The following is a 15,306-nucleotide window of genomic DNA, read 5'->3' as shown; positions in this document are numbered from 1 at the left end:
ACTGCTGTGTGCTTTGCTTCTGCTCACATTTGTGATTGCGAGTTGCATATGGCTACAACCTTCGTTATGGACATTTTATTTGAGACTACTGTTAAACCGGTCGTGCTCAACCTTCTTTTCTCCCACGTCCCTGCGAGGGGGTCATGCCCTTGTATTGTTTGTATAACTTCGTAAAATAGTTGGCGTTGTCGCAGCCAACTCTGGCTGCGATCTCTGTAATGGTCAGACTACTGCCTTGCAGCAGCTGTTCTGCCTCACTCATCCTGCACCCGTTCACGTATTCCACGAAGGTACGTCCGGTCAGCTTTTTGAACATTTTGCAGAAGTGATACGCATTCAATCCCACATGACTTGCCGCTTCCGTAACAGACATCTTACCTGTGGGGTCCGCTTCAATCTGTGCAATCAACTGTTTGAAACGTTCACGGTTGGGAAAATACGATCCGACCGATTTATCCGGTAGCTGCTGCGGCATAAAGGTTCGCGCAAGCAGGGTGAACAAGGCATGCAGCTTGGATTTCACCACGAGCTGATAAGCCGGGGGCTGTAACGCCATTTCCTCCACAGCTTCATTCAGCAAAGAATAATAGCCTGTGCAGGCTGTGTTTTCCTCTGCCGGTTTGACCGGAAACCTCACCCTTCCTTCTAAGTACGGCGCGACATATTGCTCATGCACAGGATCATGGGTGAAATCATGGAACAGTGCACGGTTCACTACAACGGAATCATAATGCACATCCCCCTCATCCAGGGCATATCCGACATGTAGTGTACCTCCAGGAATGATGATGACCTCACCTGCTCGAACCACATAAGGTTTGCTATCAATATGAAACAGCGCATTTCCCTTGCGCATGATAATCAGTTCAAAATGTTCATGCCAATGCAAATACAGGATACATTCTTCAGCTTTCATATCTGAACACCGATTTTGGAACAGCTGAAATGGATGTGATTTATGGTCAATTCGGGTATTTTCGTGAAGCGCTTTCAGATCCAGCACAACTTCTTCCCCCTCTTCACAAGATCCGACTATTATTACACAAGATTGTTTAGAGCCATCCCGTTAATCCACGGCTATAATGAGTGTGTCACGAAGTACTATAAGCCAATATTGGAGTGAAATACAACCATGAATCAATCATTACGCATCGGTACCCTTGTAGGCGGGCAGGACGCCGTCCGCGTTATCCCGCAGATCATGCAACACGGCTTCGAATCATTTAACCTGACCTTCTGGCAAACAACTGGCGATCTGGACCTGGCAGAGACAGCCAAACGTGTCCGTGAAATCGTGGACGAACAAGGTATTGTCATCTCCGCGGTGAGTGTATTTGGTAATCCGCTCACCGGAGCCGGAGACAACGCCGATACACTGGCAAGCTGGGAGCGAGTGATTGATCACGCACAGCTCTTCGGTGCAGATATCGTCTCCGGGTTCACCGGACGTCTGACCGATCAACCCATTAACGAGTCCATCCCCCGGTTCAAGGAAGTATTTGGTGAACTGGCACGCCGGGCAGCAGACCGGGGTGTACGCATTGCTTTTGAAAACTGTGATATGGGAGGAACTTGGCAGACAGGCGACTGGAACATTGCCCATAATCCGACGGCCTGGGAGATGATGTTTGATGCTGTTCCAGATGACAATGTAGGCCTGGAGTGGGAGCCTTGTCATCAAATGTCCAGCCTGATCGATCCTATTCCACAGCTACGCAAATGGGCTCATAAAGTCTTCCACGTACATGGCAAAGATGCCACGATTGCCTGGGATATTGTCAAGGAATATGGCGTGCATGGCCCACGTGAATTCGTCTGGCACCGCACACCCGGCTTCGGGGATAACAACTGGGCAGACATTATCACCATTCTGCGCCAGAACGGTTATCAGGGCACGATTGATATTGAAGGCTGGCATGATCCCGTCTACAAAGACGAACTCGAAATGACCGGCCAGGTGCATGCATTGCGATATTTGAAACAATGCCGCGGTGGCGATTTTGTGCCAAATCCGGTATAGAAAACCATGCGAGCGGTATAACACAATCCATACGAAGGAGATGGGAACATGACTCATCCTTATCGGGTAATTATCGCCGGCTGCGGTGCCATGGCAAACACGTGGGCAGACTATGCCTTGCAAAGGCCGGACACAGAAATCGTGGGACTGGTCGATCTGTATGAACAGACAGCCCTTGCTTTTGCTACAAGACATGGCCTCACCTGCCCTACGTTCACCGATATCCGTGAGGCCATTCAAGCAACTGGCGCGAATATCGTATTCGATGTCACAATTCCGGCGAGTCATTACGGCATTGCCATGACGGCGCTGAAGGAAGGATGTCACGTATTTGGCGAGAAACCCCTCGCAGAATCCTTCTCCGACTGCACAGATATTGTGCAAACCTCTCGCAGTACAGGACACATTCAAGCCGTGATGCAAAATCGCCGTTTCGATCCGCGTATCCGCGCCTACCAGCACCTCATTTCCGGCGGAGCTATAGGGCAGGTAGGTTACGCAGGAGCCGACTTCTTCCTCGGGCCACACTTCGGCGGATTCCGAGACCTGATGGATAGCCCGCTGCTGCTCGATATGGCAATACATACGTTTGATCAGGCACGATATATTCTCGGAGCCAACCCGGTATCAGTGTACTGCCATGAGTTCAATCCTCCAGGGTCCTGGTATCAGGGCAATGCGATGGCGTTATGTATATTTGAAATGTCTGACGGGTCCGTATTCAACTATCGTGGATCCTGGTGCGCAGAAGGTGTACCCACATCATGGGAAGCAAGCTGGCGCGTAATCGGTGATAAAGGAACCGCCATCTGGGATGGTCATGATGACATCTACGCTGAGGTGGTTACTGCGCAAAGCCTGGATGCTGACGGCAAACCATCCTTTTTCCAGCCAAGTGAGCGGATTGAAGCGGAACTGCCTGTCATGGACAAAACAGGTCATCACGGCTGTCTCGAAGACATGTTCGCCGCACTGGAATCCGGACGACTACCTGAGACCGATTGCAGCGATAACCAATTCAGCATGGCCATGGTCCTTGCATCCCTGGAAAGCGCACGCACAGGCCAGAAAGTATTCATCGCTGATCTGCTGAAAAACACATAACAAAGCGCCTGTGTTTTTCAATTTAAACAAAGCCCAAACTGCAATAGTTTAGCAGTTTGGGCTTTCTTGTTTTTTTTACCCACTCTCCTATTCTAAAAATGATGTCGTTCAAAAACAGTCGCGCTCGATAGTAAAAGTAGTGCAGGGAACGAAATCGATTCTGAAGAAACGAAGTGCTCGCCTTTATCACCGGATTTCGACTTCACAAAAGTCGATCAGGAAATCCGGGGATAACAGCGATCAAAAGAACGATTCGTAACCGGAACGGCCACTTTGCAGGCAGTGAGCAATTATTTTTTTGAACTACATCACTTATAGAATTCCTTTTTTCATTGCCTTATACACCAACTGCGAGAACAGGCTGTTGGACCAGGCAAACCATGGTCTGGTGAACGTGTTGGGATCATCAGCGTGGAAACCCTCATGCATATATCCGGTACCCGCATCCGTGTTCTCCAGCAATTCAATCATGGCCAGCATTTCCTCGTCATTGTCTGCGGTCAGACCCTGCATGGATAGAGCCATGTGCCAAATGTATCCCGGAGGTGTGTGTGGACTGCCAATGCCTTTGGCTACCTTCCCTTCATAGTAGAACGGATTTTCCTTACTCAGAATAAATCGACGTGTGTTCTGATACACCCTGTCTTCAATCGAAGTATACTCCATATACGGTATAGACATCAGTCCAGGTGTGCCCGCATCATCCATCAGACAAAAGTTGCCGTAACCGTCCGTCTCATAGGCATAAATCTGTCCATACTCTGGATGACGGTAAGTACCGTACAGGGCAATACCGTGTCGTATTTCTTCTTCCAAACGAGCCATCCGGCTTACCAGATGTTCATCCCTGAACACCCACTTCGCGATCTCCCCCATCTGACGCAAGGTTACCGCAGCAAACATGTTCGCCGGAATATTATAATGAAAATCACAGGCATCATCACTCGGACGAAATCCGGACCAGATCATCCCCGTGTAATTCACAGGCATACCCAATCCTTCATTACGCAGCGTATCATGGGCTGGACAATTGCGACGCATGAACCGGTAAGATGAACGTTCTGCATGATGCTGTTCTGTCTCCCACAGGTGTACGATATTCCCCATTACTTTCTTGAAGCGCTCGTCAAATATATCCGTAAGTTCAGTCTCCCGCCAATATGTGTAAGCCAGCTTCATGGAGAAACAAAGGGAATCCAGTTCAAACTTCCGTTCCCACACCCAAGGTGACATCTCCGTCTCATCATTGGCATCCCAATGCCATCCATTCGCTGTTTCATTGAAAGTATTGGCATAGATGTCCATCTCAGCGTAGAACGTATGACGTTTGATTAGTCCTCCGATAATACGCTGTAACTTCTCATCATCCTTCGCAAGTGGAACATAATGCATGACCTGCTCTACCGAATCCCTTAACCACATCGCGGGAATATCCCCTGTAATCACAAAGGTGGTCCCATCCTCAAGTAGCTTCGTGGTCGTTTCCAGCGTATTGGGAAAACAATTGCGAAACTGAGCCAGCAATCTCGGTCGATGTTGCAAACGCTCGTCCGCCTCAGTCAGAATATCCTGCACAGCTTGCGGCAATTCCAGTTGTGGCATAGGGATTTTCGGTAATCTGAACTGTTCCATGGATGTCGTCTCCTTCAAATTGAGGTTTAGCAAATTGGTTTAGATTAAGCCTAACACCCTTACACTATTGTTATTTTTGTTATGATAAATTATAATAACATTATTATTTGTAAGTGTACTGTGTCAGACGATGATCGTCAATTCATAAAGGTTATCTCACATACGAAGGAGTAATGATATGTCACGCAAAGTATCCATTCAGACGCTGGCTGACCAGCTCGGATTATCCAAATATGCCGTCTCCCGCGCACTCAGTGGCAAGACGGGTGTCAGTGAAGCGACACGCGCACGGGTACTCGAACTCGCTCGGGCTTTAGGATATCGCCAAAGTACTCCGGGTGCTAGCAATAGTCCTGCTACTGCAAACCATGCAGATCCGTCCGATCCACCGTTTGCTCTCATATGCATGAATCAGCTCAACCGTGGTGAACCTCACTACTGGCAACGTGTTCTGTCAGGCATGATCTCCGCCTGTAATGAGCGTGGTTGGCATCATGCCATTGTATCTCCCTCACTCGGAGTGACGGACGAGAACATCTCTCCCGAAAAAGCTATTGCTCCTCACTTGGACTGGGAACGTTGTGCCGGGATTATTGTCATGGGGGCTTTTCCTCATACAGTTCTGCAACGGCTCTCTCAGACCGGTCGGCCTATTATTTTGGTAGATCATCAGGAACCCCTGCTGAATTGTGATACGATCAGCCATGATAATCTGGAAGCTGGCATCACCGTGGCTAGATATCTAATGTCTATGAATTGCCAACGGATTGGCCTCATCACAGATGATGGTCGTGCTGCCAGCTTTGCGCAGCGGAAGATCGGGATTGAGTTGGCCCTGAACCATTTCCATGTGGACACCAGTCATACGACCAGCTTCAGAGAATGGAACATTCCGTATGAGAACGGCGAATGGGTTAACCAATTGGCTACCACCATTCAAAACATGCCAGATGACAAACGTCCCGATGCCTGGATTGGTGTTAATGATGATATTGCTTTGCAATGGATGCACAAATTACAGGAGATCGGTATCTCTACACCTAAAGATTGCCTTGTCATCGGTATCGACAATGTACATTCCGCAGTTACGTCCTCCCCGCCCCTGACCACAGTTAATCTGTGTAAAGAGGAACTTGGACAGCGCGCGGTCGAGGCTTTACAACGCCGGATCGAACGCCCCGGAACGCCGAAAGAAACGGTTATGTTATCGACTACGTTGATTCCAAGGGAATCGGCATAATTCAGAAAGGTAATCGCTCTTTTCTGAAAATGAATTCGTTAGGTACTTGCTGTCCCATAAGTCTGGTGCATACAAAAGAGGCCCCGCATATTATGCAGGGCCTTTTTCGTATATTAGGCTTATACCTTATATTCCTGTACATTCACACTTAAATCTACTGATCCATCCTTATACATCCATTCGAAGCTTTCATCTGCTTCATGTCTAAGAATTGTACTAATGGTTATTTCAGCCAAGGCAAGCTATTGTACGACGGAAGATCCACTTCCCAATTCACATCGCGATACTCTCTATTGACTACGGTTCTTTTCAAAGTGAATTTTGTACCCTTTTCTTCGTTAAACCCCCGAATTTTTAATTGCAGATCATCTTCAACGTATCCACCGTTATTATTAGGTTGATCCGGATAACCGTTCACTTCAACAGGATACTCTTTTCCATCCGAATCTACTGCAACCCAGCGATCACCCATGAAAGCATTTCGGAACGTCCCACTCCCCTTCAGAACTAGTGAATAGCCTTCCTTTACATCAATCTTCGGAGGATCATATGATTCCATCATTGGCTCGTAATCAAAATCATAGATTAATATTTTATCTCCAAGCTGTTCAAATGCTACAAAAGTATAAAATTTAGTGTCGTCCTTACGCCTCTTCTCCAGATCAACTTCCACTGATTTCTCTTCCTTCACCGGGAGGGTGTAACCATCCAGAACAAAGCGAATGTTCTTCGCATCTACCGTAACAAATGCAGGGTCCCATGTCTCCGACAACTTCAACGGCCCACCATTCCTTAATTCACTCAAATCTTGGAGCCGAAACTTGGCTTGACGGGCATCTGGTCTTATTCCATTGAAAATTCGATATTCATTTGTTTCAGGAATCTCAAGATGGTAGATGATGCTCATATAGTTCGCCCAATCCTCATCACCTTTGGCACGAAGTTCATCATCCAGACTCACATTCAGGTCAAGCCGGGTTCCGTTTGGCGTGCGTACAAGCTGGGTCATATCGAGCTTTAGCCCTTCTGGCGTCGTATATGTGTTATCCATAGAATTTTCAACAGCCAATGATTTGGCTTTGGTCATATCGATATTGAATTGGAAGCTCCAATCCACCGTAACATCTCTATCTTCGTAGGATTTCTTCTCGTAATCATAATATCTGCCCATATTTAAATTACGCAGTTCACCCCGCACGACTACCTGATCCGGAATTTCATCATGAAACTGGAATAACAATCGTTCAGTTACGGAACCCTTAGTTCTAGTATCTCTTGCAAGAGTAGCAACCTGTCGCCCCTCCTCATCCGTAACATGAATTCTCCCCATCTCAGACAGTAAACGTGATAACCCTAATCCATCAGGTGTTGTTTGTTGCATAGTCATTACCATATGAGATCGGTCTACAAGCACGTCTTCAATTTTAAGCGTGTAGCCCTGGTCATTGATATTGATATCCGGATTAACTACAAGTCCAAGAGGTTTAAGACGTTTATAATCATCCGCAAAATAGGAATATTTCAATGCTTCAGGCACAGGTATGTTAGGCAATGGCAGACGATCCACAGCATTTACCGCGGGTTGCGCTGGCTCTGCTGTGTGATCAAAAGCAAACCAGGCCCCTCCCACGAGGATCACAACAGCCGCTGTAACAATTCCAGTCCGCCGCATCCAATGCGCTCTCATGGATTTTTTCACGAATGGATACTGATCTTCTCCACTTTCCATAGACACGCCATCCAGCTTCTGCATGACCTTAAGCGTAAAATCTGCGTCCGGCTCCTCACGATAAAGGTGCTCCTCCCACAACCGATCCTCATCCTTTGAAATAGGCTTCATACGTAGCTAAACCTCCTTTGCGTTCCATTTGCTTCCTCAGCGTTTTTTTCCCGCGATAAAGGGCGTTACGCACTTTGGTTGAACTCATGCCTGTAATGTCTGCAATCTCTTCATAGCTCAACTCGTTTGTGTACTTCAGTAATAACACCAGGCGATACGATTCAGGTAACTGTTCGAGCTGGCGATATATTTCACGTTGCATCTCTTTATGCAGCACACGCTTTTCCGGTGTTTCATTACTGACAGGTTCGATCCCCTGATCGACCGGAGACATGACGGGTTTCTTTTCTCGTATAAAATCCCTCATCCGATTCACCGCAATGGTGTACACCCACGACGAGAAACTGCTTCCCTCCCGCCGCGACGGGAGATAACGATAGATGCGAATAAACGTATCCTGAGCGAGATCCTCTGCATCCGGATGACTCGCGCCCATTCCGCGCATGATGCCGTAGACTTTATTTTTATATCGATCCACAAGCACGGAGAACAACTGCTTATCCCCAGCAACAATGCGCTGAATAAGCTCCTCCTCCGGTATCTGTTGAGTCATGTAATCCCCCTTCTCTACAGCTTCCATGCATGGTTCTGTACTATATAGACGGAAGCCGTTCCCGAAACCTCTCACTTTATCCAAAAAAAAGAATTCGCCCTTATCGGCGAAGCCGACTGGGTGAACTCTGCTTATTTGCCTCTTAATCTTCCCTGTTCTTCTCCGCAACAAAATCAGCAAGCTGTGAATAGATCGCCACAATCTCATCCATCGACATGCGCACGAGTCCACTGGACGACGGAGCGACGAACTCCTGAATTTCCTTGACGACCGGGTCGTCCTGAAATCCCCATTGCACTTTGGTGCGCTTGCTGTACTGGGTGTATACACCTTTTCCGACAAAACAAGCGATGTCCGGTCGGTATTTCTCCAGCTTTTGCCGTAAAATCTGTCGTCCTTCTGCGTACTCTTCCTTCGTAATATCCTCCATACCTCTGGTGGGACGGGCCACAATATTCGTGAATCCATATCCCAGCTTCAGCAACTCTCCATCCTCCTGTGCATCATATAAACGCGGGGTTAATCCCGACCGTTCAAGAATGCGCCAGAACCGGTTTCCTTTGTAAGCATAATGATGACCCGTCTCTCCAGACGTAATGCTCGGATTGAAGCCAATAAACAATATCGATAAACCAGCATCCAGATGATCTGGAATCATGATGCAACCCCTCCTGATCTTTTTTAGCCTATTCCCACGTTCGGTTGTGTATAAAATGATATAATAAGCAAAGCATTTTCGAAATCGGATTGAAATTTTCATGAAAAAGGAAGCTGAACTAATGATTGCAGACATCATGCTTGAAGTCGTCCTGCCCGTCTTTCTCCTGATTGCCGTCGGGTCCTGGATGCAAAAAGTGTTCAAGCTGGACTTGTACACACTCGCCAAAATCAATTTCTATTGTATTACCCCCGCAGCCGTCTTTATGAGCATGTATCACTCGGATATGTCGGGCGAACTGCTTGGGACCGTGACACTCTTTTACGCGATATATGTATTGATTCTCTATATTGTAGGTTCTGTATTTGCGCGCTCGCTTCGGATGAATAAAGGCATGAAGGCTGCCTTCAACAACAGTATTATGCTGGATAACGCAGGCAACTACGGACTGCCAATCAATGCACTGGTATTCCGCGGCGATCCACTCGCCTCTTCCATTCAGGCACTGGTCATGTCTTTGCAAGCATTACTGACATTCACCTATGGCGTGTTGTCCATTCAGGGCGCGAAGCTCAAGGGTAATTACCGGGCAGTAATTATTGGATTTCTTAAAATGCCCGTTCCGTATGCACTCTTGCTGGGGATTCTGTTACACATGTGGAAGGTTCCCTTGCCTACGTTCCTGTCCATGCCGCTGACCTATGCGCAGCAAAGTATGGTTGCCGTGGCGCTTCTGACACTCGGGGCACAGATTGTAAAATATCCAATTCAACTGTATCGCCTTGATGTGTATATTAGCACATTTTTGCGTCTTCTGATTGGCCCGGCTATCGGGATTTCGATTGTGCTTCTGCTTGGGTTGGAAGGCATCGCTGCACAGGCACTTATTATCGCTTCGGGTATGCCGACCGGTGTCAACGCATCCATCCTTGCGGAAGAATACGATAACGAACCCGATTTTGCAGCCCAGACGGTGCTGATCTCAACGTTGCTTAATATCATTACGATTACGGCACTGATCTCTTATGCCAAAACGTTCTGAAACGAAAAATAAGCCCATGACCCATGAGCAGGGTTGTGGACTTATTTTTGCGGTGCTGAAACTATGATTCAAACGTCGTTCGTTCCGGGAACTTGCCGCCTTCCCTGAATAAACATCGTACCAGTCGCTGCGCAGCTCGGTTAAAGAAAAAACTCGGACTTACCCCATCCACCTGAACAGGTTCCAGTTCCCTCACACTTTCCTTAATCTTATTCATCTCTATGAGCCCCATCTTTCGCTCATTCGGTCCGAATCGATAAATAACCTTCTCATCGTCCTCCGTCTGTTTCACCAGCAGAATCAAGGATGCCATACAGGTTACCCCCTATCGTTACGTTATGAGATTCCATTAATCCCTTGCCTACTATCATTATTACCCAGATTCTAGGGGAAGGATATAGGACTTAAGTTAGTTATACCTAAATTAAATATCCTGATATAAAGATTCTCTGAAATGAGTCGTTAGGCTTACACACACCGTGTTCACACTATCCTTATGGATAGTCACTGTCATGAAAGTGCGTACTGCCCAAGCCGTTTTTCTCCGTTTATACTAACCTTATCTTGAATTCCAAAGGAGAGAAACTTATGAATACAGCTCAAATCTATAGCCACGGTGTACCGTGGGAAGAAGCATTTAGCGTTGCTCAGGGATACAGCATTAACGGTACGATCTACATTGCAGGGCAATTTTCGCATGATATGCAGGGGACGTTTATTGGTGTGGATGATATTGAAGCACAGGTTCGCCAGACACTGGATAACTTGGATCGCGTGCTCGCAGGATTCAACGTGACCAAGTCAAACATTGCTGAACTGGAGATTTTCCTGGTTCACCCGCAGGAGCATCTTGAGCCGTGTGTTGCCGTGTATAAAGAGTACATTGGTACTCATCGTCCGGCTGTTACAATGGTTGGCACATCGGGACTGGCCTTCCCTCATCAATTGATTGAGATTCGCGCCGTTGCACATACCAACTGATCTTCCAAACACCTCATACGCCCCAGCTCAAGATACGTTGTGCGATGAGGATCTCCTCCAAATAATGCATTTATAAATACAATAGAAGAAGCAGGTTAGGATTGATCCCAACCTGCTTCTGTATGATTTCTTATTTTTATTCTTTCACTTTCACCGTTAGCGTATTACCGGATGAAGTGAGGGATGCTCCAAGTCCTTCTACCAATACTCTGAGCGGAATATATGTTGTTCCCTTAATTTCTTTAGGCGCTGCCTGTAGGGTGACTTCTTTTCCGTTCACCTTCACCTTTTTACTACCCAAGGTAAAGATTAGCTTGTACTTGTCTTTGGTAACGGTAATGGTTTGAGTCTTACTGTCCCAAGACGTTTTGGCTTGCATTGCTTTGGCCATCTCACGCAGAGGTACGAGATTCGTGTTATTCATGACAATAGGAGATTCAGTGAAAATAACCTTGGACCCATTCACCTTCACCTGAACAGCAGACTTGATATATTCTGGTTTAGGAGCAACTTTCTTTTTGGTTGCCGTTGAAGACTTGTTACTTTTCTTGGTACTTCCTGAACTGGATGAACTTGAAGATGAAGATTTGGAACTGGAAGAGGAACCTCCGTTGTGATAATGATATTCCCCTTGTTTCAGCCCCCATTTTGCACAGTTGGTGCGACAGGTATGCCCTCCACTCGCATCTGTTCTTCCCGGATGGGCAGACGCAACAGTAGCAAAAATCATAAAAATGGCAAGAAAACTGCTTATTACTTTGAACCGCATATGGATAACCCCCAGCAATTAGTTTGGCTAGAGTATCATACCATAATTACCCATACAATATAGGTGGTTAACAAATTTATTTTCATATAACAATTTACAAACGCGGGTCTACTCGCTCTGACTTCAGCGAAAGCGTTACCAGCACACAACTTTCTTCCTCTTACCCCCGTTCGCCCCACACCTCTTGCAATGCAAAACGGAAAATCCGGTCCAATTCTTCAAATTGAATAATCTGCTCATTCTCCATCTGGCCGGCCAGTCGTTCAAAATGCTCGATCTTCTCCGCCAAAAATGTCTGTATCGCTGGCAACTGCGGCTCCAGATCCAGTTCCTCGCCCGCCTTTTTCCGGCGCAGCAATTCATGAATTCCCGTATACAGCGGTGTAGTCGCAGGAACAAGTTCTTGCACCATCTCTTCGAATGCCATCGGTGGCATCGCATCATAACGTTCGATCCAGCCACAAGCGAATAAGGGACGAAGAACATAGAAATACTTTTTAATCCTCACTTGCTCACCTTGTAAATAATCTCGGAAATTGCCCTTCGCCATATTCAGATAATGATACATGCAGGACTTGGGTGAGAAGGTCAATGGCGACAGTGCACGGATATGCTGTGCCACACTATACTGTTCATCATACTGAATGGGGGATTGCAGCCACTCCAGTAGTGGTGGATTTGATTTGCGAAACAGCTTCAAGGCCTTGCGCAGATCCCAACCATTAATGTCGAGCTGATCACTGATCGGGCGTTCAATAACATCCCTTTTATCCTCAATCGACAAGTACCACTCCAGCGGTCTTACATACAGAAAACGAACATCATAATCACTATCCTGTGAAGGAAATCCCCACGCTCGACTGCCCGATTCACAGGCATAGATAATCCGTACCTGCTCCTCCTGTTCAATCTGCTTCAATTGTTGCCTGATCGTATCTTTCATGTCTTCATGAACATAGTTCATGTCCATTACCTCCTTTAGAAACAAATACATTACATTATGTATCACTGATTCCTGTTCCCTTTTCGCATTGTTCACCAGATCGATTAAACGTGTGTCCCAGCCTCGCTCATACCCTCATTATGACCCACGCATGACACATACGAACATGGCAGAAGTATGGCGACGAATCAATTTCATAAATCATTAAATTATCGTTTACCTTCATAAGTTTAAAATGAAACCTGCCACTCATCCTGCTACAATGAAGGGATAACAAGGAGTGAATGTTCATGGCAAGAGAGAGTTTTGACAAAGAAATTCAGTTCTTACGCATGTTATCCCTAACAAGCGGTGCGTATAACCGCAAACAATATGCCGAGCGGCTTGGCATATCCGTACATACCTTTGATAAAACCAATCGCAGATTAAAAGAAATCATGCAGACTGTCACTGACCAACGCTCAGGTGCCGAAGCAAGCCGGGAAATGGCAGATCTCGTCCGCTTCCAATACGGAGAGTCGGCAGAGCCAATGCTGCTCTTCCTCTTCCGCGCCAAGTCGATGAAAGAGACTGAAGTTCAGCGTCTTTCTGTTCTTTTGCATACCTTACAACATAAAACCCTGACCGCGATGGAACTGCTGGACGCCTGCTGTACTGATCTGCCGGAAGATCTGGCGTTACCTGACGAGAAAACCATTCGCTCCGATCTAAAGTATCTGGAGGAGGTCGGCGTCATCCGGAAAGAGCTCGGTGGCAGACCGTATCGCTATGCCTTGCAACAGGATGTGCTTACCGAATTAACGGTGGAGGAACAGCTGGAGTTATATGATTTTGTGGATATGATGGCGAATACTCAAGTTCCTTCCGTACAGGGGTACTTATTGCGGGACAGTTTGAAGAAAGCCATTACAGCAAGTTTCCCGCAAGAAGAAGCTACCGAACCCTATATCTATAAGTATCACTATTATTCTCGTATCCTGGATGAAGCTCATCTCTACACGCTGCTTAGTGCGATTCGCCAGCGCAAACGTGTGCAGTTTCTGTACTTTTCACCGAAAAAACCATCCAGCTACAGTTCACAGAATACGAATCCACGCTTTGAACGGGAAGCAAGTGGTCGATCCAACCGGATTGTGCCCCTTGAAGTGATCTATGACCATCAGTATGGTCGTTGGTATGTCATTGGATATCAGGGTCGCCGCGGCTTTGTGAAATTCCGGATGGAAGGCATAACCCAACTGGAGGAAGAGGATTCAATAGAAGAGCAATACATGCTCGAGTTGAAGCAGCAGTGGACCGACATTAGTCGTTACAGTTGGCTCGTGGATACGGGGAATACCGTGACGGTTCAAGCACGCTTTTTCCACCCGGAGCGTGGTCAGCGCAACTTCATTCTGGACCGGGTTCGTCTGCAAGGTCAATGGGGCAAGATTATACCCGAAACGGATCATACCTTTCTCTACGAAATCCAGGTCAACGGTACCACCGAGATCAAACCGTGGTTACGGAGTTTTGGCTCAAGCTGTGAAATAATCGCACCTCAGAGACTACGCCAGGAGATGATCAAGGAATGGAAGGAGATTGCGGAATATTATGAACCTGTTCGAGAAGATGTTCAACTATCAGATGATGACACGACTGAATGAAACCGGACTATTCACCTGGACCTCACAGGAACGAGCCTGGCTTCGTATGATGTTAAACCACCCTGCCGCAAGAGAAGCCCTGAGCCCTGTAACGTTGGATAAAATGCACAACATGCTGAATAGTGAACAGGACCTGAACCTTCAGGATTACCTGACCGAAAAAGCCAAAAGTGAGGAAAACAGTGTCTCTCATCCACTTCTTAGACAGTTACGGCTAATCATTCTCCATCATCAGGGATTTCGGCTGATCGGTCGCGTCCGCAATGGACGCACAAGCCAGGATGAATTTGGTTTCCCGTATAAACTGGAGTATTCCATGGTCAAAAAAGAATGGTATGTGCTCTGGTACGCGCCTCGCTTCGACAAACTCATGTCAACCAAGCTGCACAGCATCGTTACCGTGGAAGCCCAACCGGTTGATCCGGATACCGCTTCGGGCTACACTGCCCGAATTGCTGCGATAACGCTGAGGCGTAAGACGACCATCACCATCGAGGTACTGCCCGAATTCAATCAGGAGCTGTCCCGAATCCTCTATGCCTTCTCCTGCTTCGAGAAACAGGTCGAGTACATGGAAGCCAAGCAGACATATCGGATCGAGCTGACCATTCCGCGCAATGAGATGGATTACGTCTTATCCAAAATGCGTTTTCTCGGCAAACGGGTTCGAATCGCTGACCACACAGTGCTACGGGAGCGGATGTCCGAAACAGCTGCGAAGGCACTGGCACGTTATGCGGAAAAAGATCCTGATACGCATTCCGAACACTCCAATGAAGTTCAGCACCACCAACGCGAGGAAGGCTCTCTTGCGAAAGCCGATGGTCAATGATTTTGTAAGATTGGGTTAACCATAATTATTGCTCATAAGCCTAATC

15 protein-coding genes are annotated in these 15,306 nt (G+C 47.0%); 7 read left to right on the top strand and 8 right to left on the bottom strand.

Features of this window, described 5'->3' with window-relative positions; all coding sequences use genetic code 11:
• Positions 1-106: 106 nt before the first annotated feature.
• Positions 107-1,003, bottom strand: coding sequence for a helix-turn-helix transcriptional regulator (locus J7E78_RS16405; protein ID WP_215077300.1), 897 nt, complete (start codon positions 1,001-1,003; stop codon positions 107-109).
• Positions 1,004-1,132: 129 nt separating this feature from the next.
• Here J7E78_RS16405 and J7E78_RS16400 point away from each other — a divergent pair, with 129 nt between their 5' ends.
• The gene (locus tag J7E78_RS16400) at positions 1,133-2,020 is read left to right on the top strand and encodes a sugar phosphate isomerase/epimerase family protein (protein WP_215077299.1); all 888 of its coding nucleotides are present in this window, start codon (positions 1,133-1,135) and stop codon (positions 2,018-2,020) included.
• A 48-nt stretch (positions 2,021-2,068) separates the two neighbouring features.
• The gene (locus J7E78_RS16395) at positions 2,069-3,124 is read left to right on the top strand and encodes a Gfo/Idh/MocA family protein (RefSeq protein ID WP_215077298.1); all 1,056 of its coding nucleotides are present in this window, start codon (positions 2,069-2,071) and stop codon (positions 3,122-3,124) included.
• Positions 3,125-3,436: 312 nt separating this feature from the next.
• Here the strand turns inward: J7E78_RS16395 and J7E78_RS16390 are convergent, their stop codons facing one another.
• Positions 3,437-4,756 carry a glycoside hydrolase family 125 protein gene (locus tag J7E78_RS16390; RefSeq protein WP_215077297.1) on the bottom strand — a complete coding sequence of 440 codons (1,320 nt, stop codon included), beginning with the start codon at positions 4,754-4,756 and terminating at the stop codon, positions 3,437-3,439.
• A 178-nt stretch (positions 4,757-4,934) separates the two neighbouring features.
• Here J7E78_RS16390 and J7E78_RS16385 point away from each other — a divergent pair, with 178 nt between their 5' ends.
• Positions 4,935-5,996 carry a LacI family DNA-binding transcriptional regulator gene (locus tag J7E78_RS16385; protein ID WP_215077296.1) on the top strand — a complete coding sequence of 354 codons (1,062 nt, stop codon included), beginning with the start codon at positions 4,935-4,937 and terminating at the stop codon, positions 5,994-5,996.
• 223 nt (positions 5,997-6,219) lie between these two features.
• Here J7E78_RS16385 and J7E78_RS16380 read toward each other — a convergent pair whose 3' ends face one another.
• The 3 genes from J7E78_RS16380 to J7E78_RS16370 form a co-directional block, all read right to left on the bottom strand.
• Positions 6,220-7,836 (bottom strand): hypothetical protein, encoded by a 1,617-nt coding sequence (locus tag J7E78_RS16380; protein WP_215077295.1) that lies wholly within the window; start codon positions 7,834-7,836, stop codon positions 6,220-6,222.
• On the bottom strand, positions 7,814-8,389 hold the full coding sequence (locus J7E78_RS16375; RefSeq protein WP_215077294.1) for an RNA polymerase sigma factor: 576 nt from the start codon (positions 8,387-8,389) through the stop codon (positions 7,814-7,816). The genes J7E78_RS16380 and J7E78_RS16375 overlap by 23 nt, the downstream gene beginning before the upstream one ends.
• Positions 8,390-8,531: 142 nt before the next feature.
• Positions 8,532-9,047 carry a mismatch-specific DNA-glycosylase gene (locus J7E78_RS16370; protein WP_215077293.1) on the bottom strand — a complete coding sequence of 172 codons (516 nt, stop codon included), beginning with the start codon at positions 9,045-9,047 and terminating at the stop codon, positions 8,532-8,534.
• A gap of 121 nt (positions 9,048-9,168) precedes the next feature.
• On the opposite strand from J7E78_RS16370, the gene J7E78_RS16365 reads away from it, so the two are divergent.
• The gene (locus J7E78_RS16365) at positions 9,169-10,089 is read left to right on the top strand and encodes an AEC family transporter (RefSeq protein ID WP_017690279.1); all 921 of its coding nucleotides are present in this window, start codon (positions 9,169-9,171) and stop codon (positions 10,087-10,089) included.
• 61 nt (positions 10,090-10,150) lie between these two features.
• Here the strand turns inward: J7E78_RS16365 and J7E78_RS16360 are convergent, their stop codons facing one another.
• Positions 10,151-10,402 (bottom strand): RNA-binding protein, encoded by a 252-nt coding sequence (locus tag J7E78_RS16360; RefSeq protein ID WP_105408427.1) that lies wholly within the window; start codon positions 10,400-10,402, stop codon positions 10,151-10,153.
• Positions 10,403-10,677: 275 nt separating this feature from the next.
• On the opposite strand from J7E78_RS16360, the gene J7E78_RS16355 reads away from it, so the two are divergent.
• Positions 10,678-11,070, top strand: coding sequence for a RidA family protein (locus J7E78_RS16355; protein ID WP_215077292.1), 393 nt, complete (start codon positions 10,678-10,680; stop codon positions 11,068-11,070).
• A gap of 136 nt (positions 11,071-11,206) precedes the next feature.
• Here the strand turns inward: J7E78_RS16355 and J7E78_RS16350 are convergent, their stop codons facing one another.
• Both J7E78_RS16350 and J7E78_RS16345 read right to left on the bottom strand, forming a co-directional pair.
• Entirely contained in the window at positions 11,207-11,839 is a 633-nt protein-coding gene (locus J7E78_RS16350; RefSeq protein WP_215077291.1) for a copper amine oxidase N-terminal domain-containing protein, read from the bottom strand.
• Positions 11,840-11,999: 160 nt separating this feature from the next.
• Positions 12,000-12,803 (bottom strand): nucleotidyltransferase domain-containing protein, encoded by an 804-nt coding sequence (locus tag J7E78_RS16345; protein ID WP_215077290.1) that lies wholly within the window; start codon positions 12,801-12,803, stop codon positions 12,000-12,002.
• Between the two features lie 269 nt (positions 12,804-13,072).
• On the opposite strand from J7E78_RS16345, the gene J7E78_RS16340 reads away from it, so the two are divergent.
• Both J7E78_RS16340 and J7E78_RS16335 read left to right on the top strand, forming a co-directional pair.
• Entirely contained in the window at positions 13,073-14,428 is a 1,356-nt protein-coding gene (locus J7E78_RS16340; RefSeq protein ID WP_215077289.1) for a helix-turn-helix transcriptional regulator, read from the top strand.
• The gene (locus J7E78_RS16335) at positions 14,376-15,260 is read left to right on the top strand and encodes a WYL domain-containing protein (RefSeq protein WP_215077288.1); all 885 of its coding nucleotides are present in this window, start codon (positions 14,376-14,378) and stop codon (positions 15,258-15,260) included. The genes J7E78_RS16340 and J7E78_RS16335 overlap by 53 nt, the downstream gene beginning before the upstream one ends.
• The last annotated feature ends 46 nt before the right edge of the window (positions 15,261-15,306 follow it).

The organism is Paenibacillus polymyxa (assembly GCF_018614975.1).
GTDB lineage: Bacteria > Bacillota > Bacilli > Paenibacillales > Paenibacillaceae > Paenibacillus > Paenibacillus polymyxa_E.
The sequence above is the reverse complement of the archived record's forward strand: the minus strand, read 5'-3'. Positions and strand labels throughout refer to the sequence as shown.

Excerpts from the sequence above, each read along its gene's own strand:
- J7E78_RS16360 (WP_105408427.1), bottom strand. The coding sequence starts at position 10,402 with ATGGCATCCTTGATTCTGCTGGTGAAACAGACGGAGGACGATGAGAAG.
- J7E78_RS16385 (WP_215077296.1), top strand. The coding sequence starts at position 4,935 with ATGTCACGCAAAGTATCCATTCAGACGCTGGCTGACCAGCTCGGATTA.
- J7E78_RS16345 (WP_215077290.1), bottom strand. The coding sequence starts at position 12,803 with ATGAACTATGTTCATGAAGACATGAAAGATACGATCAGGCAACAATTG.
- J7E78_RS16350 (WP_215077291.1), bottom strand. The coding sequence starts at position 11,839 with ATGCGGTTCAAAGTAATAAGCAGTTTTCTTGCCATTTTTATGATTTTT.
- J7E78_RS16390 (WP_215077297.1), bottom strand. The coding sequence starts at position 4,756 with ATGGAACAGTTCAGATTACCGAAAATCCCTATGCCACAACTGGAATTG.
- J7E78_RS16340 (WP_215077289.1), top strand. The coding sequence starts at position 13,073 with ATGGCAAGAGAGAGTTTTGACAAAGAAATTCAGTTCTTACGCATGTTA.
- J7E78_RS16365 (WP_017690279.1), top strand. The coding sequence starts at position 9,169 with ATGATTGCAGACATCATGCTTGAAGTCGTCCTGCCCGTCTTTCTCCTG.
- J7E78_RS16380 (WP_215077295.1), bottom strand. The coding sequence starts at position 7,836 with ATGAAGCCTATTTCAAAGGATGAGGATCGGTTGTGGGAGGAGCACCTT.
- J7E78_RS16335 (WP_215077288.1), top strand. The coding sequence starts at position 14,376 with ATGAACCTGTTCGAGAAGATGTTCAACTATCAGATGATGACACGACTG.
- J7E78_RS16375 (WP_215077294.1), bottom strand. The coding sequence starts at position 8,389 with ATGACTCAACAGATACCGGAGGAGGAGCTTATTCAGCGCATTGTTGCT.
- J7E78_RS16400 (WP_215077299.1), top strand. The coding sequence starts at position 1,133 with ATGAATCAATCATTACGCATCGGTACCCTTGTAGGCGGGCAGGACGCC.
- J7E78_RS16395 (WP_215077298.1), top strand. The coding sequence starts at position 2,069 with ATGACTCATCCTTATCGGGTAATTATCGCCGGCTGCGGTGCCATGGCA.
- J7E78_RS16370 (WP_215077293.1), bottom strand. The coding sequence starts at position 9,047 with ATGATTCCAGATCATCTGGATGCTGGTTTATCGATATTGTTTATTGGC.
- J7E78_RS16355 (WP_215077292.1), top strand. The coding sequence starts at position 10,678 with ATGAATACAGCTCAAATCTATAGCCACGGTGTACCGTGGGAAGAAGCA.